The organism is Paenibacillus sp. P2(2022), from assembly GCF_029522175.1.
Classification (GTDB): domain Bacteria; phylum Bacillota; class Bacilli; order Paenibacillales; family Paenibacillaceae; genus Paenibacillus; species Paenibacillus polymyxa.
Map to the genome: position 1 here is coordinate 1,575,115 of NZ_JAKWFI010000001.1, position 23,320 is coordinate 1,598,434.

Annotated in this window: 12 protein-coding genes; 2 read left to right on the forward strand and 10 right to left on the reverse strand. The window is 43.3% G+C overall.

All coding sequences use genetic code 11. The features are described 5' to 3' along the window. Positions 1 to 186 precede the first annotated feature (186 nt). Positions 187 to 1,191, forward strand: a complete 1,005-nt coding sequence (locus MMB75_RS06975; protein ID WP_080942721.1) for a LacI family DNA-binding transcriptional regulator — start codon at positions 187 to 189, stop codon at positions 1,189 to 1,191. A gap of 318 nt (positions 1,192 to 1,509) precedes the next feature. Here the strand turns inward: MMB75_RS06975 and MMB75_RS06980 are convergent, their stop codons facing one another. From MMB75_RS06980 to MMB75_RS07005, 6 genes are all read right to left on the reverse strand, one after another. Further along, complete coding sequence (locus tag MMB75_RS06980) at positions 1,510 to 2,991, reverse strand: glycoside hydrolase family 32 protein (protein ID WP_045245376.1); 1,482 nt, start codon at positions 2,989 to 2,991, stop codon at positions 1,510 to 1,512. Positions 2,992 to 3,002: 11 nt separating this feature from the next. Next, a complete protein-coding gene (locus MMB75_RS06985) occupies positions 3,003 to 4,238 on the reverse strand; it encodes an MFS transporter (RefSeq protein ID WP_044785903.1) in 1,236 nt (411 codons plus the stop codon). A 200-nt stretch (positions 4,239 to 4,438) separates the two neighbouring features. After that, positions 4,439 to 5,422 (reverse strand): LacI family DNA-binding transcriptional regulator, encoded by a 984-nt coding sequence (locus MMB75_RS06990; RefSeq protein ID WP_029515032.1) that lies wholly within the window; start codon positions 5,420 to 5,422, stop codon positions 4,439 to 4,441. 547 nt (positions 5,423 to 5,969) lie between these two features. Then, on the reverse strand, positions 5,970 to 8,012 hold the full coding sequence (locus tag MMB75_RS06995) for a serine hydrolase domain-containing protein (protein ID WP_045245375.1): 2,043 nt from the start codon (positions 8,010 to 8,012) through the stop codon (positions 5,970 to 5,972). Between the two features lie 123 nt (positions 8,013 to 8,135). Then, the gene (locus MMB75_RS07000) at positions 8,136 to 9,437 is read right to left on the reverse strand and encodes an ATP-binding protein (RefSeq protein ID WP_045245374.1); all 1,302 of its coding nucleotides are present in this window, start codon (positions 9,435 to 9,437) and stop codon (positions 8,136 to 8,138) included. Position 9,438: 1 nt separating this feature from the next. Continuing rightward, complete coding sequence (locus MMB75_RS07005; RefSeq protein WP_031463562.1) at positions 9,439 to 10,179, reverse strand: LytR/AlgR family response regulator transcription factor; 741 nt, start codon at positions 10,177 to 10,179, stop codon at positions 9,439 to 9,441. Between the two features lie 342 nt (positions 10,180 to 10,521). Between MMB75_RS07005 and MMB75_RS07010 the strand changes: the two genes are divergently transcribed. Next, on the forward strand, positions 10,522 to 11,331 hold the full coding sequence (locus MMB75_RS07010) for a MerR family transcriptional regulator (protein WP_016820922.1): 810 nt from the start codon (positions 10,522 to 10,524) through the stop codon (positions 11,329 to 11,331). A 22-nt stretch (positions 11,332 to 11,353) separates the two neighbouring features. Here the strand turns inward: MMB75_RS07010 and MMB75_RS07015 are convergent, their stop codons facing one another. The 4 genes from MMB75_RS07015 to MMB75_RS07030 form a co-directional block, all read right to left on the reverse strand. Further along, a complete protein-coding gene (locus MMB75_RS07015) occupies positions 11,354 to 11,986 on the reverse strand; it encodes a GNAT family N-acetyltransferase (RefSeq protein ID WP_016820923.1) in 633 nt (210 codons plus the stop codon). A 382-nt stretch (positions 11,987 to 12,368) separates the two neighbouring features. Then, positions 12,369 to 13,082 carry a beta-glucanase gene (bglS, locus tag MMB75_RS07020; protein ID WP_017426919.1) on the reverse strand — a complete coding sequence of 238 codons (714 nt, stop codon included), beginning with the start codon at positions 13,080 to 13,082 and terminating at the stop codon, positions 12,369 to 12,371. 197 nt (positions 13,083 to 13,279) lie between these two features. Beyond that, positions 13,280 to 15,187 carry a carbohydrate-binding protein gene (locus tag MMB75_RS07025; RefSeq protein ID WP_016820937.1) on the reverse strand — a complete coding sequence of 636 codons (1,908 nt, stop codon included), beginning with the start codon at positions 15,185 to 15,187 and terminating at the stop codon, positions 13,280 to 13,282. Between the two features lie 1,358 nt (positions 15,188 to 16,545). Then, the coding region (locus MMB75_RS07030; protein WP_481857093.1) for an amino acid adenylation domain-containing protein at positions 16,546 to 23,320 on the reverse strand (6,775 nt) is incomplete at its 5' end.

Sequence of the window (23,320 nt, forward strand, 5' to 3'; positions counted from 1 at the left end):
AAAAAATACTAGAAAACGTTTTCCGGAGTTGATTATACTCTCCTTATAAACCAAGGTCAAGCGCTTTCTTTGCTCTAGAATCTTTGTTAAACTCAATAAACAATTCAATAAACTGATATAATAAATTCAATCCACTTTGAGAACCTATTTTCTAAATAAATACTTGCTTGAAAGTCGGTGTGTACAATGAAAATGACTATAAAAGATGTGGCTCGAATGGCCAACGTCTCCATTTCTACAGTTTCCAGAGTGATCAATAATAGCCAGACGGTCAACAGTGAAATACGCAAACGAGTTCTGGATGTTCTTGAAGCCACTCAATTCCGTCCTAATGCCATAGCACGGACATTGGTAAAGAATAATACATCTTTGATTGGGGTACTTCTGCCCGCGATTAAAAACAACGTTTTTGATGACATGGTTGAAGGCATCAATCAAGTAGCGCATCTATACGGCTTCGATGTCATAATCGCCTTGTCAGGGGGAGACGCGGACTCTGAATTACACTATTACAATATGTTCCGTGAAATGCAGGCGAGCGGAATTATTATATCGGTAAGCGGAATCCGGGATGCTCTATTCGCGCTCATTGAAGCGGCGGGAATTCCCTGCATCCTTGTCGGACGGGATTTCCGAGACCAAACTATTCCTTCCGTGCATGTTGACAACATAACGGCTGCTTTTGAAGCGGTAACTTATCTAATACAGCAGGGTCATCAGGATATCGCGATGCTGCAGGGACCAGCGGGGGATATTTCAGTGAGCAATCAGCGTTTTTTGGGCTATGAACAGGCATTGAAGGCCGCTCACCTGCCAGTACGCCCCGAACGTGTGTTGGAAAGCGGCTTTTCAGTTGAAGATGGCATAACCTCTATGAGAAAACTTTATCATTCAGGCCCACTGCCTAGTGCGGTGTTCTGCGCAACGGACCGAGTTGCCATAGGCGCTATGAACTTTCTGGCCGAAAATGGGGTGAAAATACCTGAACAGGTCTCTTTCTTCGGATTTGACGACATTGACATGGCTACAATAATCCGGCCTAAATTGTCAACTGTCCGATATTCAGCATCCGAACTTGGCATGGTCGCCGCCCGCAATCTCATTAAGCTTATTAGAGGAGAAGAATTGGCGGCTGTCCACTGGTCCATATCTCATCAGTTAGAAATTCGAGACAGCAGTACAAAACTTTGAGTATCCTAACCTTTGATGCTCCTACGGGTTGCGGGAAATGCTTAACCGGCAGGGGTGGTCTTTTCAGCGAATCCAACGCCGAATAATGGAAACGTTCTCTTGCAGACTTTTTCGCAAAAGGGCATAATTGGGGATACGCAGAAACCAGGCTCGGTTTAAAATTGGCTGTCATGTAGATGGGCATTTCCGGGGAAAGTCGCTATTGCCGGACTCGCTCGTATTCAATTTTCTTTTCGATAGCAGTCAGATTAACTATCAATAAGAAAAGGTTGCTTTCTAAGTCAATACAAGGACTCAGAAAGCAACCTTTTCTTCGAATTATTCAGCTTGCCAAATATCTTTTAATTTCCAGTATGTCAACTCATTTACTAGAGCCTCTCCGCCCTCCGTTACGAGTTCTATGCCTAGCAGTTTTTCACTCGAATAAATGCGACTTGTCATCGTAGCTTGCCCTTCATTAGCAAATATTTCAATGGATGAGCGATCCAGATATACATGTAACGTCAGCTGCCCCTCTGCACTTAAGGCTGTTTGACGTACTCCATCCGTCTTTTTGCCTGATTTAGAACAATCAAGCATAAGTTTCTGACCCGGGATAGAATAAGTGATAACCGTTTCCTCCTCACCTGTTCCGCGAAGCTTCAAGCCTACCAGATCTGCACTTGACTTCGTCAGGTCGAACACGACCTTCACTTCAAGCAGATCCGCTTCAACTTCCGTCAAGTAACTGCCAGAAATAGCGCAATATTGGTACAAAACATGTTCGCTTTGACGAAGCAACTTCATTTCCTCTACTGGGTTCATCAGCAATTTATTATTGGCACCCAGCGTAATTACACGTGGGATCGTCAATGCTCCGGACCAGCCGTCTGCTTTCGTCGGCATATCCGATTCCCACATATCCATCCAACCAATCGCAATGCGGCGACCTTGATCATCTAGAAAAGTTTGAACCGCATAGAAGTCATGACCATTATCCAACTCGATGAACTCTCCATGTTTATATTCATTACTATCATAATTATATTCGCCAACATAATATCCCGTCTGGAACAAATTATTGTACTTATCTCCTTGCGCATCAATACCTTGCGGGGAGAACATAAATATATGCTTACCGTTCAGTTCAAAAAAATCAGGGCACTCCCACATGAAGCCCATATTCTTATCTCCCTGCAGAAGCACACCATGATAGGTCCAAGTTCTAAGATCAGGAGATGTATATAGAATAACACGCGGCAGATCTTCTTTCGTGCTGTTACCTAGGATCATGTACCATGTATCCTCATGCTTCCATACCTTCGGATCACGGAAATGCTGTGAGCTATCTGTTGGAGGTTCAGCGATTACGGGATTCTGCCCTAGTTTTGTAAAATGAATGCCATCTGTACTTACTGCCACATTTTGATTTTGGAAAAAGATATTGTTTGGTTGATCAATATAGTGATGGCCAGTATAGATTAATGTCAATTCGCCGTTATTATCTACTGCGCTTCCTGAGAAGCAGCCATCAAGGTCACATGCATCTCCAGGCGCTAATGCAATCGGACAATGCTCCCAGTGTACAAGGTCTTTACTCTTCACGTGACCCCAATGCATTGGACCCCAGTTCTCATCATAAGGATGATGCTGATAGAAGGCGTGATATTCACCTTTAAATTGGATTAATCCATTGGGGTCGTTAATCCAGTTTGCTGGTGCCATAATATGATAACCTAACCGGTACCGCTTGTTCATTTTTGCTTCTGCCTGTTTCAATGCTTCCTCAGCTTGCTTTGTATTGTTATTATATGTGTTCATTTGTCTTCCTCCTATGCTGTTTCAATATGCTTGTTAGGCTTGGGATCCAGATTTTTCGGTTCTTTCTTTAAGGTAAAGATTGAGATTGTTGTAAAGACAAATACGAATACACCCATAATCACGTACGTATTTGCAAAACCTCTAATGTCATAAGACATACCGGCGATTGGCGAGAAGATCGAAGCTCCTACCTGACTCATAAACTGGAATCCCACCAGATACAAGATCGAAGACAGACGCGTATCGAAATTAGCAGCCAAGTACTTAAATACGGCAATCAGCATGATTGGCAGTTCCAATGCGTGAATCAATTTCATAGCTGAGATACCATAAGGTCCAATAACTAAGCCTGAACCCATGATCCGGAATGCCATCAAGAATCCTGCCAATATCAGACCCTTTTTTGCTCCAATTTTGTTGACAATGAAAGGCGCTAAGAACATCATGCCTGCTTCCAAGAACACTTGTAGGGAATTTAAGTAACCATAAACTTGATTGCCTAATGCAACCGTTGAGAACGTCGATGAAAAGTAATTTGGGAACTGTTGGTCATACACATTGTAAATACAGGTAACGCCAAGAACATATAAAATGAAGAACCACAAATGCTTATTTGCAAACAAATAGCCGATTTGCTTAAAGTTAACAGATTCTGCTCGCTCCATTTCGGAATCTGTCATTTCAACTTTAATTGTCATCATAATGATAAACAGAATGACAGCAGATACTGATGCAATCCAGAAGTTAATGTTAGGGTTGATATTGAAGAGCTGACCAGCGAAAAATGTTGCTGCTGCCCAACCTAGCGAGCCCCACATACGAGATTTCCCGTATTCAAATTCATATTTTCGGCTGATTTTCTCGACATAAGATTCAATAGCTCCGATCCCTGCCAAAAAAGCAATACCCAAGTAAAAGCCACCTACAATGGCGCCGAGAAATACATTGTATTGAAGTAACGGCCCATAGATAAAGATATAGAAAGGACCAACAAATAAGAGCAAAGAACTGATTAGAAATAAAATATGCTTCTTCAATCCGATTTTATCAGATATATAGCCATAAAGCGGTTGCATACATAGCGCAAAGATAGCGTTTACAGTAAAGATAACACCTGTTTCAGCACCATTTAGACTGATTTCTTGTCCTAGCCAGATGGAGAACAATGAATAACTTGCTGACCAAGTAAAGAAGAAAAAGAAGAAATAGGCACTTAGTTTCCAGTACATGCTCTTTGACTTTCTCATATCGAACGCTCCTCTTAGTTGAACATTTAATGTAAATGAAAGCACTTTCGTATTTACAGACTGATTATATGTCAACCGCTTTCATATGTCAACCGCTTGACATATTTTCGAAAGAAAAAGAGCTCTCCTCTTTGATTTCAATTACTCTAATAAGGATAGCTCCATCTTATATCACAATGCTGAAAACTATGGGAATTGTATTAAGCTGTACTAGCTTCAATGAGTTTCACGGGTAGATAGGTTTCTCGCGGGACATCACTGAAGCCACCTTCAATTTCTTTAATAAGTAACTCTATGGAAGATCTCGCGATCTCCTGTATTGGTTGCTGAATGGTTGTCAATTCAGGGAGAAGATTGCGGGTTGTTTCTGTTCCGTCATATCCAACTACGCGGATATCTTCAGGAACCCGTTTTCCTCTTCTTCTTGCTTCAGCAATAAAAGACGCTGCCACCATGTCATTACTCGCGAACAATCCATCTACTTCAGGATGTTCATCGAGCAAGCGTTTAATCGGTTCATCGTGATTCTGTTGGTGAAAGGGATCATGTACTTCATAGGTAATTGCCTCTCGACTATACTGCTCCATCACATCTTCATATGCTTTTCTTCTTAAACTTGCTGGTGTTTCCAATTCAACAGGGCCATTTATGTGTAAGATATGCTTGCACCCCTTTTCAATAAGCAGCTCTGATGCCAGTTTTCCACCCATATAATTATCCGATCCTACAACTGGGATTGAATCGGATAGGAAACGGTCGATCGCAATAACTGCAATATTCTTCTGTTCATAATTTACGATACCTCGGTTGTGTGTACCGACGATAATACCGTCAACTTGATTTCGCATAAGCATATCTACATAAGACTCTTCTTTATCCAGCTGATTTAAGCTGTTACATAGCAACAGCTTATAGCCTAATGACGCACAAATATTCTCTATATGGAAAGTCAGCTCTCCGAAAAATGGGTTGCTCGTAGTTGGAATGATTAATCCAATCAGATTTGTCCGTTTAGTAAATAATGACCGAGCTACATCATTAGGAAAATAATTTAGCTCCTGCATCGCTTTATGAACTTGATCCTTCGTTTCTTGACTGATATAGCCACGATTATTAAGTACGCGAGAAACCGTAGTCGGTGAAACTCCAGCTAATTGTGCAACATCGTTCAGTTTTGGTTTCATTGATTCAACCTGCCTTCTCTTCATGCCAAGTCTCCAATCATTCTATTATTTTAACATTGTTAAACGTGAAAAAACATGTCTTCATCATTCCGCGCTGTATATGCAATGACATCATTTTAACCATTATTGTTCATCATATTTCAATAATATATGTTCCTGTCTCTCCTCGAGAATATTGTATACACTATGTAGTATGTATGAGGTGGTGAATAAACTTGGTTGAAATATCATCTAGAGAGTTATGGATAAATGTATCTATTAAAGTGTATACACCCCGATATTTTTCTCATTTTATATGGACTAATATGTGAATTTACCGTAGTGAAAAGATTCTCACATATGATTTCGTAAAAGTCGTTGTCGCAGGACATTAGTAGACAAAAAAAACACCCCTCAGAAATCCTGGAATGAAGTATATCACATAATATAGTAACTTCCTCGTGGGGGTAAGTGTTACTGCAAAAGGGACAAAAAACACACAATCCAAAATAAAGAACTCATCCTATCATAATAGCCGCTCCTAAATTTTTCAGGAGCGGCTACACGCTTAATTCAAATTGATTTTAAATCTATCCCCTGCATTGCCACCCAAAACGATCAAGCCACCTTTGGGCAGCACAACCGAATTGTTATGGCTGGCAGTTGAAAAATCTAGAACCGTTCCGTTTTCATCATAGACAGCGAACCCTCCACTTGTTGGAACATCAACGGTCATCGTTTTATGGGCTACGTTTTTATCTATTTTAAACCATGTGGCTTGACCATTCGATGGTATGGTGTACACTGATTTCCCGCCCAGGACAGGTTTAATAGCATCCTCACTGATGTAGGACTGTCCATCTATGGTTAAATACTCTGAACCATCCTTGGTAGTAAAATTCAGATCAAATGCATCTCTTCCACTCATAACAGGAATCTCAACGGCATTAACGGCTTTATTCTCATCCACAATTTTAGTACCACTTGCGTATCCATCATGATCAACGGATATTTTTTTCGTTATAAATGAGGGGACCAAATAAAAAATAGAAGATATCTTTTCATCCAGGGCATAATAATTTTTCCCGTTTCTATGTTCCCATGCCTTTTTAACAGTAGTATTTAGAGGATTGGCATCCAGCTTTTGATATTCATAAGTCACCATAACCATTTGACCTAATCCCGGAAAGTTTACGTAGAAGTTAGCCTTAATATACGTTTTCCCATTTTTTTGTTTGTCAAAGCCTATGGCTACACTGCCATCACTGCTTTTGAATTCTCCATTGCCTGTATACACATATTTTTGCGCCGGGACTATTCCATCCAGAAAAGCTGGTAATTCAAGCTCTCCGTTTTTAATTTCTACATTGATGGTTGTACCCACAGTGCCATATAATCCAGAATAAGTAAGTAAATCAGATGGCATTTCCACTTTTACAGGAGGCTCAAAGGTTTTACCTGGTAGAATGCCTTTAATGATGCCCTTGTCTTTTAGAAGCTCCAATAAAACATTAGAGGCAAAAATACTATCCAGGATGGAAGAACCTCCAGATGAAAGCACAGCCATAGAAATATGATGCTCTGGTATGGTGATCAAAGTAGAATGATACAAAACAGTATCCCCACCCTTGGACAACGCAGTTATTCCGTAATCACTAAACGGTGCCAACTGAACCGCATCCCAACCAAGTCCATAATTAAAGCTGTTTGTCTCTTCAGGTACCCATACTCCATTTCGATATTCATGACTTTGCATGGACTTGGCTGATTGCTTAGATAAAATATCGGGTTTGTTCCCCGTTAATACTTCTGAAAACATAACCACCTCTTCCGCGGTGGAGTATAAGCCCCCTGTCCCGATGACATTGGCATTTTCAACCGGTAAGGCCCCCTCAATCGCAGGAAAATAAGTTTTGGACAGCTGTTGTCTATCAAACTGATCGAGTGGTGTTTTCGTAGACTTCAAACCCAAAGGTGCACTAATATGCTTTGCCAGAAATTCGGTGTAACTTAGACCACTCACCCGTTCAACCAATATTTCAAGCAATTGAAAACTATCATTACTATATACAGAATATTCGCCGGGGTTGGATTTCAAAGTTTCTGATTGTAATCTCAGCAATAGCTCATCATGATTTTTTGTATCATTGTCATTAAATAACATACTATTTTTTAAGTGGGCACCGTAAAGGCCTGACGAATGATTTAACAGCATACGCGGTGTAATTTTTTTGTACCTTTCATCGGCCATTGTAAAGTTCTTAATGTATGTTGTGAGCGGCTGATCAATATCTACCTTATGGGCATCCACCAGCATCATCGTTGCAGCAGCTACATACATTTTGCTTGTAGAGCCTATACCAAACATCGTATCTTTGGTGATCGGCTCGTTGGTTGCTTTATTCTTTACACCCACGCTATCCGATAATACGATGTTTCCATGGTCCATAATGGCATACTGCACACCGCTAGCACCGTATTTGGATACCAGCTCTGAGGCCAGACTGCGAGCCTTTTCCTTGATGGGTTCAGGAGTGCCTTGAGCAAAAGTATTCGTCATTGGCAGCACAAAAAGCATAGCAGAAACGAACACAGCTATTATTTTCTTCATTCCATATTTCCTCCTCTTATAGCTTCATCAGACTTTATTACTGACCTGATCATACAACGAACGAGGATTCTATAAAAAAAAACACCCTTAAACGTAAAAAACAATCCCTAAACAACAAGATGTCTAAGGAATGTCCTTATAAAATGGTAATAAAACCATATTATCGAATACTTTATTTTTCGTTTCAATGGTCATGTTACCACCATATTTGTCACATATTCTAGATATATTGGTTAAGCCAATACCATGAATATCCGGGTTTGATTTTAGACTTTGCAAATGGGCCACTTCATTCTCCATATGATTCAGAATGTGAATGAAAAGCGCAGATTCATTGGAATGTATTTTAATAAGAATGAACCTGTCCTCAGCAATCTTGACCTTTTTAGATGCTTCTATGGCATTATCCAGCATATTCCCTAGAGCAACACATAAATCATAACGTTCAATATTTACTTTCTGTGAATATAAGTTAAGTTGGGTATCTACCTTTATGCCATTAGCTTGTCCAATATTAAGACTATTCGTGACAAGGGCATCTATAACCAGATTACCGGTATTAACCCTTTGATATGCTCCTTCAATTTTATTTAATGTGATCTTAATATGTTCACTCGCCTCAGCTAATTCATTTCTCTTGATACATTCGTCAATATACAAAAACTGTTGATGTGTATCATGAATGATTCTCTTTATATTTTTGAAGCTGTGAACCGTTTTTTCGTAGTTAGCATCTTGGTAGTCCATCTGATGTTGTAGTTGAGCATTTTCATGCATTAACTGGAATTTTTCAATAACATTATCGAAGATGTATATAATAAAAACATTTAAAGAAATAAAGCCAATAATAGAGCCAAAATAATACATATTCTTTTCACTATAAACAGATAAAACATTGACCTGGTATATACTTATGATGGGAACGATTAAAAATAAAAAATAGTAACGATGCTGCAAAGGGAAGGTTCTGCGTTTGGCGAATAGCCGTATAATCTGAATGACAGCAAACATGATAATACAGCTGAGTAGCATAACCTTAGAAAATATCAAGTGATCCTGTCCGCTCAAATGACTAAAGTTGCTAATCTTAACGGAGTCTACAGCATATAAAATATACAGGGATAAAAGATTAACGATGGTGATCAACACAGCATAAAGAATGGAAAAAATGATCTTTGTCTTTATTTCCACGTTATAAGAATGAGCCAAGCTAAATATGACAAATAACGCCAAAATGGAGGAAAACGTAGGAGTCAGATAAACAGTTAAATATAAGAAGTTCAACAACCCGAAAATAATGAAATACATCATTCTATTCGGCTTTCGACTGGACTTATCAAAAACCGAGTTGAAATAAAAATTGACCTGAAAGCACATCACCAGTACGACACTTAGGTTAAGAAACAGGTAGTTATATGCCATCATATTAATGCATCTTCATAATCATAAATTTGGTATACAAATCTTTAACTTCTTTTAATTTAGAACGTCCAATTGGCAACTTCACATCATTTGACATCAGAACATCACCGCCAGCAAATTTTTTGACATGAATTAAATTTATAATAATCGAACGATGAATTTGCAAAAAATTATGTTCCTTTAATGCTGATGCATAATCAGAAAGAATCCCTTTGCTATCATAGGTTTGTGTAGAGGTTACAAAATGCAGCTTGTTTTTTATGGTCAAGCTTTTGGCCACTTCAATACTAATGATATCATCATATTTTAAAAGCACTTCCTCATAAGCTGACTTGATGATAACGAATTTTTTATCGAGAGCTTGAAAATATTGACACAGCTTTATTATTTTTTCCTCAAAGATATAGGGAGCAATCGGTTTTATTAAATATTGAAATGTAACTACGTCAAAACTTTCCACCATATATTCAGGGTAGCTCGTTAAAAAAACAATCTGTTCATCTAGGTGATTTAAACTCCTTATTTTTCGGGCGGTTTGAATTCCGTTCATGCCATTCATTTCAACATCCAATATTAAGATATGGAATGGAGACTCATGGTTTTGATAATGAGATACTAGTTGTTCTCCTGAGTCGAATAATTCAACTTTAAATTCTATATTTGTTTTGATTGATAAAGCGATCAGCATATTTTTAACAAGCTCTCTTTGCTTGTACTCATCATCGCAAATAGCCACTCTATACATAAATGCCCCCCTCTTTCCCATACATGTTGCAAGGAAGTATAGTCTGAACAGTATACAATATCTTAATATTCTATACATAGCTTTTGGATAAAACGCAAATTCAAATCCCTTAAATGCGATTTATTGTGTGCTATTCGTTCTCTATGCTTGGGCGTTCCCTTTTTTCCATCGTGGGCTTGCGTAGGTTGGTCGGTTTGCGGACGATGTCGATGGAATGATGTTTGCTGCTGTTTTAACTATTTTGACCCGTTGAATAAGAACACAACTTGTGATTTATTAGGAAGATAGGAATTGATGTATCAGGAGAACGACTTTCATACATAAGACTTATTGGAGGAATTTATGGATAATAAAAGGTATTTTTCAATTGGAGAAGTTTCTAGATTAAAAAATGTAACGATAAAAGCCCTACGTTATTATCATAATATTGGTTTGTTAATACCTGCATACACTAATCCCGAAAACGGTTATCGCTATTATACAATTAATCAATTCATCTATCTGGATATTATAAAAATTTGCAAGCAAAGTAATGTAAGTGTCAAAGAAATTAAAGCTTTATTTGCTAAAGCCGATACTAATTACCTTAAATTTTACTTGGAACAGAAAAATGAAGAAATTCATAAAGAAATCAAGAAATTAGAGCAACTTAATAAACAAATAGAAATATTAAAGACAGCTATCCATTCATCTGAAGATGAACTTATGAACAATGGATTTAATATTCAAACATTTAAAGACAGATACTTTTTAAGTTTACCTACTCAAGATGGAGAACTTAATGAGATTAAGTCATTCGATAAGTTAGATGAAAAATTAGGCGAATTGGCAGTCCAAACGTTTCAGTATGGATTAATTTATTCATGTCACCATGATAATTGGAAAATCAGTGATGTATTTCGTCTAATAACATCAGATGATTATAGATTGCTTAAAGATACCTTTAATGTATCTAAATTATCAAAAGGAGAATATTTAACTATTAATTGCACGGGAGATACTGAAATTGAAACATTTCAATTAGTAAAAGAATATTTGGAGAAAAACAGTTTGACGTGTAATAAGGTTTATATGTTTTATCTAGTGACAGATGTTTTTAATCAATATAATCACTTCTCTCAATTTCAAATTAGTCTAAAGCCCACCCTATAAATAAGGTGGGCTGACTTTTAGCTTATAGCTTGTATTCATAAATAAAATTTGTATTTTCGAGTTTGCCGTTAGGTAGATTAAATACAGTTACTTCTTCATCAAGACGGACAAATCCATTATGATCATAGAATCCATAGTTACTCATTGTATCTGTATACACATAAATTTTATTTGTTTTTGTATTTTTTAAGTAAGAGATAAGCTCATTAAATAATTGTTTCCCTACCTTTTTTCCTCTAGCTTCTTCAGAAACAGCAAAGAATTCTAAGCACCCCTGAAACTTATCTTCTTTTCCTCTAATTAACTTGCTGTATGCCTCATTAGTCATAGAGGTGAGTTCAACAAATACTTTTCGTTCGATGTCATTTAGATTTAAGAGTTGTAGCAATTCACTTGTATAATCTTCTTGTAACAATCTATAAGATGTTATTTCACCAACTCTTGAACCAAAAATTACACCAATGACTTCTCCATCTAATGTAGCTACTCTTCCAAAAGTACTTTTATTTAATATTGGACTTATGAACATCATTGTAACTGCTGCATTTATTATGCCGTCATCCTCGATAAAATCCTTTGCGTTCCAGGTATCTGCGATAATCGATTTAATAGGTTCTATATCCTCTTTTCTAATGTCTCTAATATCTAAGTTCATTTTGACTTCCTCCTTTTAATCAATTAACTTACAAATTGAGTTTAATGTCTCCCCTAATGGGGAGAGTCAAGTATTTATTCCAATGCTTTTTTTCAACAGGGCTCACTTACAAGGACAGACGGCTAATAGTCATGTTAAACTGGGAAGTTTGGTCCGCTCGGAACCTGGTGACGATGGTACGATAGCAACGCCAGATGCCATCGATTGTCGATATTCAGTTTGGCACCTGTTCCAAGGGCGTTTAATACGCTATCGCTCTGTTTTTGAAGTTTTTCATAACATCATTATGCTAACTAAAAAACCCCTAGCGGGTCTATTCACCTATATCTCCCTGGACAAGCAAAAGCAGCCCTAAAGGGCTGCCTCTTCTGCTGTAATCATACTAATTGCTCGTATATTTTACCCAGTCATATTCAGCGTATAGCGGATTTGCTCCGTTATATGAACCTAACCAGCTATCCACTCCGGTGCCATTCCATAAATTCATCATAATTTTGCCTGGCGTACTCGGAATATTCGTGGTTGCTGTATGTTTCAGAACACCGTCAACGTACCATTTAATATACCCTGGCTGCCAATCGAAAGCATAGGTATGGAAGCTCGTTGAAGCATCAAAGCCAAGATTGATAATCTTTTCGTGCCCACCGACTCCATTGGTATAATAGTTAAACTGTACTTTTGTCGTGTCCTTTCCTAAAAATTCGATATCTATTTCATCCCATTGCGTGCCATGGGAAGGTCCTGTATACGTGAAAAAGGATGAGACAATTCCCGTGTTTTTAGCAGGCTTCATGCTGACCTCGTACAGGCCATATCCGTAATTGTTCGTTGATCGGTACTCCCCACAATCAAATTTGTTGTTCGCCGGACTCGTTAAACTCAGCTTGAGCTTTCCATCATTCGTAAAGTTAACATTGTTGGCACGCCAAGTGCAATTGAACATCTGCCCATTGGAGTACCCATCTGCCTTTTGCCAAGTACTTGAATTAAAATAACTTAATGGTTCCCAGAACACATTCCCCGCAAATGCGCTTACCGAAAAAAACAGAGAAATCACACCTGTGATCATCAGCGTAAACCAAGACTTCTTCTTCATCATACACCTCCAAGGACAATTTCAAATATGAATGAAAGTTGTGGAATGTGGTTTCCAGCAAACGTAATATGATCTGCCGAAAACCAAATAATAGAGCTTGCCTGGACATTTACCCGCTAATAGCGTTCTCTTGGAATAACAGGGCGGGTCCCTCGATTTTGCAAAAGCTCCAAAACAACTACTGTTTATATGAGCGATCATAATGAAAATTCAATAAAATCCACGTAGGCATCCCAAGTGCCGTCATCACTCGTCAAGGCGAGTTTGATCTCCTGATCTCCAGTAGCGTGAGTAATATTGGACAAGGTTTGGACAGTCGGCGTTTTGCCCGTGAAATTGAAGGAACCTACAGTTACTCCGCCAATAACCAAGTCCACCTTGGCCGTACCAGCATTGCTTGAAGCCCCCCGCACTGAGATATTATGCGTAGAGTTGGCAAAATACTGTGAATATGATACATAGTCAGCATTGGCATACAAAGCGACCCCGTCGAACGGTGCACTGATCTTGCCTGCATAAGTGCCGCCAATCTTCATATTCTCGGCTTCAACCTTGGTTATCGTATTCCCTCCCGTGTTGGGAGTGAACTGCCAGGCATCCAAATTCAACAGATTGCCGCTGCCTGACCCAGTAAACACCAGATAGATGTTGTGAACCCCCGTTGCATTATTGATCGTGGTCTCTACTTCTCTCCAGGTCTGCATACCTCCAGTTGAAGGTACTTTCAAGGAGCCGACTAGAGGGCCTGTTTCACTGTCAAGCCGTACTTCAATGTTGCCACCGACATTAGTGGCCACATTAGCTTTGAATGTCTTCGCTCCGGCAGAGCCAAAATCAGCCTTCCCGACAGCGATCCAGTCTCCATTATGGATGTTGGTCACATTCAGATTGCTAATCGGGCCGCCACTGGCTTGTGTGGGTTCGGTCGTAACTCCTGCTTGCCAGGCAATGGTCTCCGCTTCAACTCTGGTATATGGGTTCATATTGGATAGCTGAGCGATTCCTGTCATATTCCCTTGCACCTCAGAGATGCTTCCGTCCTCCTTGTGCACCAGCTTATTAATATGCGGAGAGCGATAGCCTTTTCCAGCTCCAATTTGAGCCTTGCTGACCGTTTGGGCATGGTATACGACATACCATTCATTCTTAAAATTAAATACAGCATGGTGGTTGTTGCCTCCAACGCCGAAGAACGTATACGGATTTTTTAGGAAATGACCTTTATAAGCGAAGGGACCCATCGGGTTGTCGCTAACCATATAACCGATTTCACCTGCAGGGTACTGTTGAGGGTGTGTTCCGGCAAAGTTGATACAGTACGAATAGTAGTATTTACCGTTGTATTTATGAATACCGGAATCTTCAAACAGGTAAGGAGCGTCTATAGTGGTGGCGCTTCCAATAACGCTGGTCATATCTGCGCCTAATTTGATGACTCTGGCGGTTTTAGGATTTGCAATGGAAGCCGGATCCGACTCATTAGGGATTCCCCCACCGCTATACAGGTATCCCGTGCCATCATCATCTACCAGTACAGCCGGGTCAAAAAGCCAAGTCACGCCAGCCATCCCAGGTGTACTATGTGTCACAAGCGCTTTGCCAAGGGGATCTGTCCAAGGTCCGATAGGCGTGTCTGCTGTTAGGACACCAATACCTGCTCCCCCATTGGCAAAATATAAAAAGAACTTGTCTCTGCCATTTATTTTATTATGCGCAACTGCTGGAGCCCAAGAGTTAGAGGCCCATTTGGCAATGCCTCTTCCACTGTTTTTGTTGTTGGCACCTGCGACTGGTATCGTTCCGTGATCCGTCCAGTTCACCATGTCTGTAGAGGATATGACCTGGATACGATCCAGCGCACTGAAGTCGTTCTCTTTAATCGATCCATCCTTGTTATACACGTACGTATCACTTGACATGTAAATATACACTCTTCCATCATACACCAATGAATAGGGATCAGCTCCCAATTTATGATCCATTAGAGGATTGGAATTTCCAGGTAGCTTTGCCAGTGGTCGATTGGCAGCATCTACATTTAGCATGGGAAAGACGCTGAGCAATAAAGCGAAGGAAAGAAATAAAACTAGACATTTTCTAATCATAACATAACCTCCGTTTTTTATATGGTCTAAAGCTGAGCTATCCGTAAATTTATCAAGCTTAAGAATATGCTCAGACCTCTACCCGCAAGGGAACTGACGTAAAGAGTGGTAAGGGATAGAAATAATTTGAAACCGCTTACAAATTATTGTTTGGAAACGTTCTTCAAGAGAAGTCAATACTTACTTATCTCTGTCCTTATGCTGTGAACTTCAGTATTAATTGAATAAAATATAAAATATAAAATATTAAGTACTAATATGTAATTCGATTCATAATAATGGATTTATTTGGAATGATCATACCATACTCTATCACATATAACAATATCATTCTAATTTAAAAGAGCACACCAAAAGGGATGTAACCTACCGATTTGCTTTGTGAAATACTGACGTTTTTCCGTAACCGTTTAAGTATAATATTTGCCCTGAATGGGTTGAGTTTGATTGTAGGCGAGCAAATTAAGGGCAGACTGTCTGTTAGGGTTATTGAGCAAAAGCCACCCGCTAAATACATCACAATCTAGGCTTGGCCCACCGAAAGTTGAGTTAGGTTATTTCTAAAATCGGGTGCTTTCCTCTGTTGGACAGCGCCGATTTACAACCTTGATTAAGGCAAGATAACTACCATCGGTATCGTTCCGATGAGGAAGATCCAGAAGCATTGTCTCTTCAACCTGGTTATCGTCTAACTCATAGCTGTTTGTCAGGCATAAACGAATATGATTATTGCATATAGCGTTCGCCATCCATGACAAATGGTTTGTCCAGTGAGATAACCAATTTTCGGATTGGCAAGCTGGAGCACAAGCTCTGGATCACTTCTTTTTAGCTCGCACCATGTATCAACAAAAGCAAGCTCATAAAAAATTGAGTGGATTGTATATCCTTATAGCTGAAGCTTATTATCACCAAAAAGATTTTGAGACCGCTTCGTATTACTACAGGCAAGGCCTTCATGCTCAATGACAAAAAACCTCAGGGTTCCTTCTAGATGGATAAGGTCCCTGAGGTTTAATCATTTATATTCATTTATGGCTCATAACGCTTAATAACGATGACCGATTGTGGCCACCAATGCCGAAGGGATTGGATAGCCCGATATTTTAATGAGGCTTTACGTGCTTCGTGAGGCACATAGTCCAGATGAACCGTTACCGAATGAGTGCTGGAATTCGCTTTTTTTTCAAATGGTGAAAAGCAGACTGAGCATGTTTCGAAACTTGAGAGAACAACGAAATGAGAATGGATCGTTGTTATATCAGGAAAAAATATTTTGCAGGCCAGGGCCGTCGGTTTGAGCCGCTACCCTTGCCTGCAAACTGAAATCATTTCTTTTTAGAAAAATGAAAACTGATTTAGAAAATAAAGTCGATGGAATCCGGCGAGAAGCCTTCCGGCTGCTCGTCCGAGTTCACCTGAATATCGCTTAATAGCAAATCTGGATTAGCTCCAACCTGGGACAGGATCGCTATCAAATCTCCGGTTAATCGTTCAATAGCATCTGCGCCAAACAGCTTCGTACAATATTCAAAGGAACCCTTGATCTGCCCGTCTTCATCACTCATGGACAAGGTCAAATCGAATTTGGAGGTCCTGTGTTCCTTAACATAAGGACTAAAGGACAGCGTTTCAAGTTGCGCTTCCTGTGACTCTGTATTTTCCAGTACAAACACAGTGTCAAACAACGGATTACGGCTTGCATCCCGCGCTACATCCAGCTTTTCCACCAGTTCTTCAAGCGGATAATCCTGATGCTCGAAGGCTTGCAGCGTACGTTCTCGGGCTTCCAGCAGGTAGCTGTGGAACGTTTGGTCGCCCTGCGGCTGGTGCCGGATGGCTAGTGTATTAACGAACATGCCGATCAGTGGCTCCAGTTCAGGCAACAAGCGGCCTGCTACCGGCGTACCAATGATCAAATCGTCCTGACCACTGTATTTGGACAGCAGGACGGTATAGGCACTCAGTAGCACCATGTACAGCGTACTTCCAGTCTGTGCCGCGATTCGGCGCAGTTGCTCGGATACATTCGAGTCAACAGTAAAATCATACATTGCTCCCTCGAAGCTGCGAACAGCAGGTCTAGGGTAAGCAATCGGCAGCTCCAGTACAGGCAACTCTCCGGCTAAATGCTCCAGCCAGAACTGTTCCCGGCGTTGGTATGATTCACGCTGCATTTCCTGCTGCTGCCACACGGCATAGTCCTTGTACTGAATGGGCAGCGGCGCCAAGGCCTGTCCCTCGTACAGTTGTCCCAACTCCTGCACGATATTGTTAGACGACACACCGTCTGAAATAATATGGTGCATGTCGTACATCAGGAGGTGACGTTCGGGTCCGGTTTGAATGAGACGGACACGCAGCAGAGGTGCCTGCTGAAGATCGAAGCTGCGTACAAAAGACTCGATATAGGCTTCTGCTTCAGACTCATGGGCCTGCAGGCGCTCTACTGCAAACGCTACCTGATCGTAAACTCGCTGAACAACCTCACCATCCATCATTTCAAAGGAAGTTCGCAGCGTTTCATGGCGGGCTATTAACTGACGGAACGCATCCTCCAGTCGATCTGCCTGAAGCGGCCCCTCCACGACTAATACACCCGGCATATTGTAGCTGACCTCCCCACCGTCCAGATGGCTCAAAATGTACAGTCGTTTTTGCGCTGAGGAGACCGGATAGTAAGACTGTTTGGCAGCTGTAGGGATCACCGTATAGGTGTCTGTGCCCTGCGCGGTGATCAGCTGGGCTTGCTGCTCAATCGTAAAGTGCTGGAACACCTCACGCAGTGTAATTCGGCTGCCCAGTTCCTGATGGATTTTGGCCACCAGCGTCGTGGCCCGCAGGGAGTGTCCCCCCACATCGAAGAATGAGTCGGTGACTCCGACGCTGGACAGCTTCAAGACATCCTGCCAGATTTGGGCTAGCTTGGCCTCCAGCGGCGTCCGCGGTGCCACATACTCTAGGCCTCCTTCAAGGCGTGCTTCCGGTGCTGGCAATGCCTTCCGGTCAATTTTCCCGTTTGGCGTCAGAGGGAAACGATCCAGCTGTACCACATACGTCGGGATCATGTAATCCGGCAGCTTCGGCTGCAGCGCATTCCGCAGTTCTGGTAGACTCAGCGACTCCGAAGCTACGATATAGGCACACAGATCCTTGTGTCCGTCCTCGTTTTCCCATGCTGTGACTACGGCTTTCTGAATGCCGTCCACGGTCAGCAGCTGTGCTTCCACCTCGCCCAGCTCGATCCGATACCCGCGAATTTTGACCTGATGGTCGATCCGGCCTAAATACTCGATACTGCCATCCGGCAGCCACCGTGCCAGGTCGCCTGTCCGGTACATCTGGTTTGCGTAAGTGCTGTCCGCTGGATCAGCGGCCGTCGCATCAGCAAACGGATTCGGGACAAACTTCTCAGCCGTCAGTTCCGGCAGGTTGAGGTATCCTCGTGCGATACCTGCCCCTCCTATATAAAGTTCACCCGCGATCCCCATCGGTACCAGCTGTTGTCGAGTGTTCAAGATGTACACAGCCTGGTTGGCTATCGGCGTTCCGATGGATACCGTGTGCTCCCCTTTTTCCAGCAGTACATTCAGCGACTCTACATCTTCAATCGTATAGGCGGTCGTATCTACGGTCGCTTCGGTCGGACCATACACGTTCGTAATGACCGGATGATACCCGGACCATTTGTGCAGGAACCCCTGTACCAGCTGCACGGATAAGGCTTCGCCCCCGATCAGGTAATGCTTCACATCCGGCGCTTCTGTCACATTGACGCTTTCGTTCAAAATATGCAGATGCGCTGGTGTGCCGTCCGACAGATCAATCCGGTGCATGCGGTAGTAGGCGATCAAATGCTCTCCGCTCAGGCTGACGTCACGGGACACCACATGCAGGGTATGACCTAGCAGCAAGCTGGCAAAGATTTGCTTCACCGAAGCGTCAAATACAAATGCGGACAGCCATGCGATGTGAAGCGGCTGATCATACCGACTGTACACTCGCTCATACAGAGCATCTACCAGATTGCCGACACTGCCTTGCTCAATCATAACCCCTTTCGGCTGACCGGTTGTACCTGACGTGTAGATCATATAGGCCAGGTTATGCAGGCCGGCGACAGGGATCAGGTTGCTCGCATCCTGTGCTCCCCATTGAGCTTGAACGTCCTCATCGTCAAGAACGATAGCTTGTACTGTCGATGGCAGTTCGAGTGACAGGTTGGCAACTCTGCTGGTGATCACGACCTTGGCCCCACTGTCTTGAAGCATGTAGTCGATCCGTTCCTGTGGATACATCGTATCCATTGGCACATACGCGCCTCCGGCCTTCAGTACCCCCAGAATGCTCACCAGAAGATCCGCAGAACGTTCCAGCAGTACGCCTACCGGTTGATCTGCTTCAACTCCTTCTGCCCGTAACACACGGGCCAACCGGTTCGCCTGCTCATTCAGCTCAGCGTAGGTTAGACCTATGTCCCCAGATACAACGGCTATCCGCTCAGGGCTGTTTTTCGCTTGCTCTTCAAAACGCTCGCTGAGCGACAGACCTTGGAGTGTTCCACGCACGCTGTGCGCGTTCGGATCATTGAACACCTTCAGAATCTGTTCGGTTTCTTCCGCCGTAATCAGTTCCAGCTCACCCAGCTTCGCATCCGGGTTTGCCGCCACGGCTTCGGCTAAGCGAATAAAGTGACGTGTCATCCGTTCAACGGTTTCCCGTTGATACAACGCAGTTGCATATTGCAATCCGAACTGGATGCCTGCCTCTTCCTCTCTGGCTTCCAGCGTAAAGTCAAACTTCGCTGGTGTTTGCTCCAAGCCGTATGGACGGAAGCTCAGGTCTGCCAGTTGCAGTTCGCCTTCCTCGGTCGTTTGCAGAGTAAACATCGTATCGAACAATGGATGGCGGCTCATATCCCGCTTCACATTCAGCTTTTCCACCAATTCCTCAAATGGATAGTCCTGATGTTCGTAGGCTTGCAGGGCCCGAACCTTCACTTCTTCCACGTAGCTGCGGAAGGTATGTTCCGCTGTCGGATAGTTTCGCAATGCCAACGTACCGACGAACATCCCGAGGATTGGCTCCAAATCGGCATGCGGTCGTCCGGCAATCGGCGTGCCGACAACGATGTCCTCTTGGCCACTATATTGATGCAAGAGTGCGGTGTATGCCGCCAGCAGCACCATATACAGGGTAGAGCCTGTGTGCGCCGCCAGTTCCTTCAGGCGTTCGCTCACTTCGCGTTCCAGCCCAAACACCACGGCATCGCCTGCCGTACTTCGTATCGACGGACGGGCAAAGTCCGTCGGTAGATCCAGTACAGGAAGTTCCCCCCGGAAGGTGTCCAGCCAGTAGGCTTCCTGACGCTGCATCCATTCCTGATGGGTCTCACTTTGTTGCCATACAGCATAATCTTTGTACTGTATCCGCAATGGCGCTAGCTGTTCACCGTCATACAAGCGGACAAATTCATTAGTTAGTACCCCCATAGACACCCCATCCGAAACGATGTGGTGCATGTCGAGCATGAGTACATGCTGCGGTTCCTGCTCAGTTCCGGATACGCCCAGATCTACTAGGCCCACCCGCAACAGCGGCGCAGCTTTTAGATCAAACGGACGGACAAAGCAACTCACCAGCTCATCCACTTCCTTGCCGACCCTCGTGTCTGTATCCGTAGTCGCACCTTCTGCTTGTACCTTCGTATATTCCACCTCGAACGGCACAGTGTCCTCAACCCATTGCATAGGCTCACTGTCGATCAGATCAAAGCGGGTGCGCAACGTCGCATGACGGGCGATCAGTTGACGGAATGCATGTTCCACTCGCTTCACGTCCAGCGGACCGTTCACTTGCAGCACCGATGGCATGTTGTAGTTCACATCATGTGGATCGAACTGATGCAACACATACAGTCGTTTTTGCGCTGAAGACAGGGGATAGAAGCTACGCTCTTCCGTTACCGGAATGGACGCATACGTCACTTGATCCAGCTGTTCCAATACAACGGCCAGTTGCTCAATCGTTGGTGCTTCAAAAATACTGCGCAGGGGAAGCGGCTTGTTCAGCTCCTTGTGAATCCTCGAGGCCAGTGTCGTCGCCCGCAGTGAATGTCCACCAATCTCAAAGAAGTTTTCCTTTACGCCGACCTGCGTCAGGCCTAGCACATCCTGCCAAATTTGCGCCAGCTTCACTTCGACCCACGTTCGCGGTGCAACATAGTCGGCTCCGGTTTGCAGGCTGTCTTCTGGTGCTGGCAGGGCCTTACGGTCGATTTTGCCGTTTGGTGTCAGCGGCATCTGCTCCAGCTGTACCAGATAGGAAGGGATCATGTAACCTGGCAGCTTCTGGCTCAAAGTGCTGCGTAGCACACTTGCGACAACTTCCTCATTAGCGACCACATAAGCACAGAGCTGCTTTTGCCCTTGCTCATCTTCTCGTGCGATGACCACAGCTTCTTGCACTGCCTCCAGCTTCAACAGCTGCGTTTCTACCTCGCCCAGTTCGATTCGGTAGCCCCGAATTTTCACCTGCGCGTCGATCCGCCCCTTATATTCCAGCGTACCGTCTGCATTCAAGCGTACCATGTCGCCTGTGCGATAGCAGCGTTCTCCACTGCGGAACGGGCTGTCGATGAACTTTTCGGACGTCAGGTCCGGACGGTTGCGGTATCCACGTGCCACCCCGTCACCGCCTACCAACAGTTCACCCCATACCCCGACGGGCTGAAGCCGCATCGAATGGTCCACGACATACGCTGTCGAATTATGGATCGGTCTGCCAATTGGCACTGATTCCGATTGCACACCGATGATCGCATGCACTGTTGAAAAGGTCGTATTTTCAGTCGGGCCATAGATGTTACTAATTCGCAGGGATGGATGGGCCTCCAGCACCCGGTTCATATGTGGTACGGACATTACATCACCACCGACCAGCAGCTCCCGTATCCCCTCGAACAGCGTCAAATCCTGTTGAGACAGCTGGTTAAAGAGCGGTGTGGTCAAAAACATCGTGGTAATGCCGTAGCTGTGGACAGCATCCTTAAGTTTGAGCACATCCAAAATGACATCCTGACTCACTAGCACAAGCTGTCCACCGTTTAATACAGATCCCCAAATTTCGAAGGTGGATGCGTCGAAAACAATAGCGCCTGTCTGCAATATGCGCGTGTCAGCATCCAACTGCGCGTAGTTTGTATTTTTCACCAAACGTACGACATTGCGATGCTCCACCATAACACCCTTCGGCTGCCCCGTCGTACCCGACGTATAGATCACATACGCTAGATCGTTCGGACCGGACAACGGCTCCAGGTTAGAACCATCCTCGTGATACACACTTTGTGCCCCATTCAGCACCAGCATGTGACCGTCAAAAGCTACCTTGTCCACCAGATGGCTTTGCGTCAACAACAGCTCTGTTCCCGAGTCGTCCAACATATAGCGGATACGCTCCTCTGGGTACGTCGGATCGATTGGGACATATGCACCTCCGGCTTTCAAAATGCCTAACATACCCACGATCAAGTCTACTGAGCGTTCGGTCATCAGACCCACCAAACGATCTTTCGTCACACCTTGACTGCGCAAGGTACGAGCCAGACGATTCGCGCGTTCATTCAGCTCGCGATAACTCAGTTGCTCTCCTTCGAAGTACAACGCTGGCTGCTCTGGTGTGTGCGCCGTTTGTGTCTCAAACAGACCATGGATCGTTTGCTCGCTTGGATACTCGGCGGCTGTATCTCCCCATACGCTGAGAATTTGCTCGCGTTCTTGCTCGCTTAACACATCCAGCTCTTGCACCCGAATGTCCGGATTCGCTACCACTTGTTCCAGTAGCTGTATTAAATGGCCCTGAGTCCGTTCCACGGCTTCCCGATCAAATAACTTCGTATTGTACTCAAATCGGATTTTCATCGCTTCCTGCGGCATAACGACCAGATTGAAATCATAGTTCGTTTGTTCAATCATGCCTGCATTGCTGATTACAAAATCCGACGTTGCACCTTCGCCAAGCTGCTCGACCTGCTCCTCCACCGGATAGTTTTCAAACACGATAATGTGGTTGATCAGCTCTTGCTTTTGCTCGGTCAAGGCTTGAATTTCATACAGCGGATACGTCTCATAA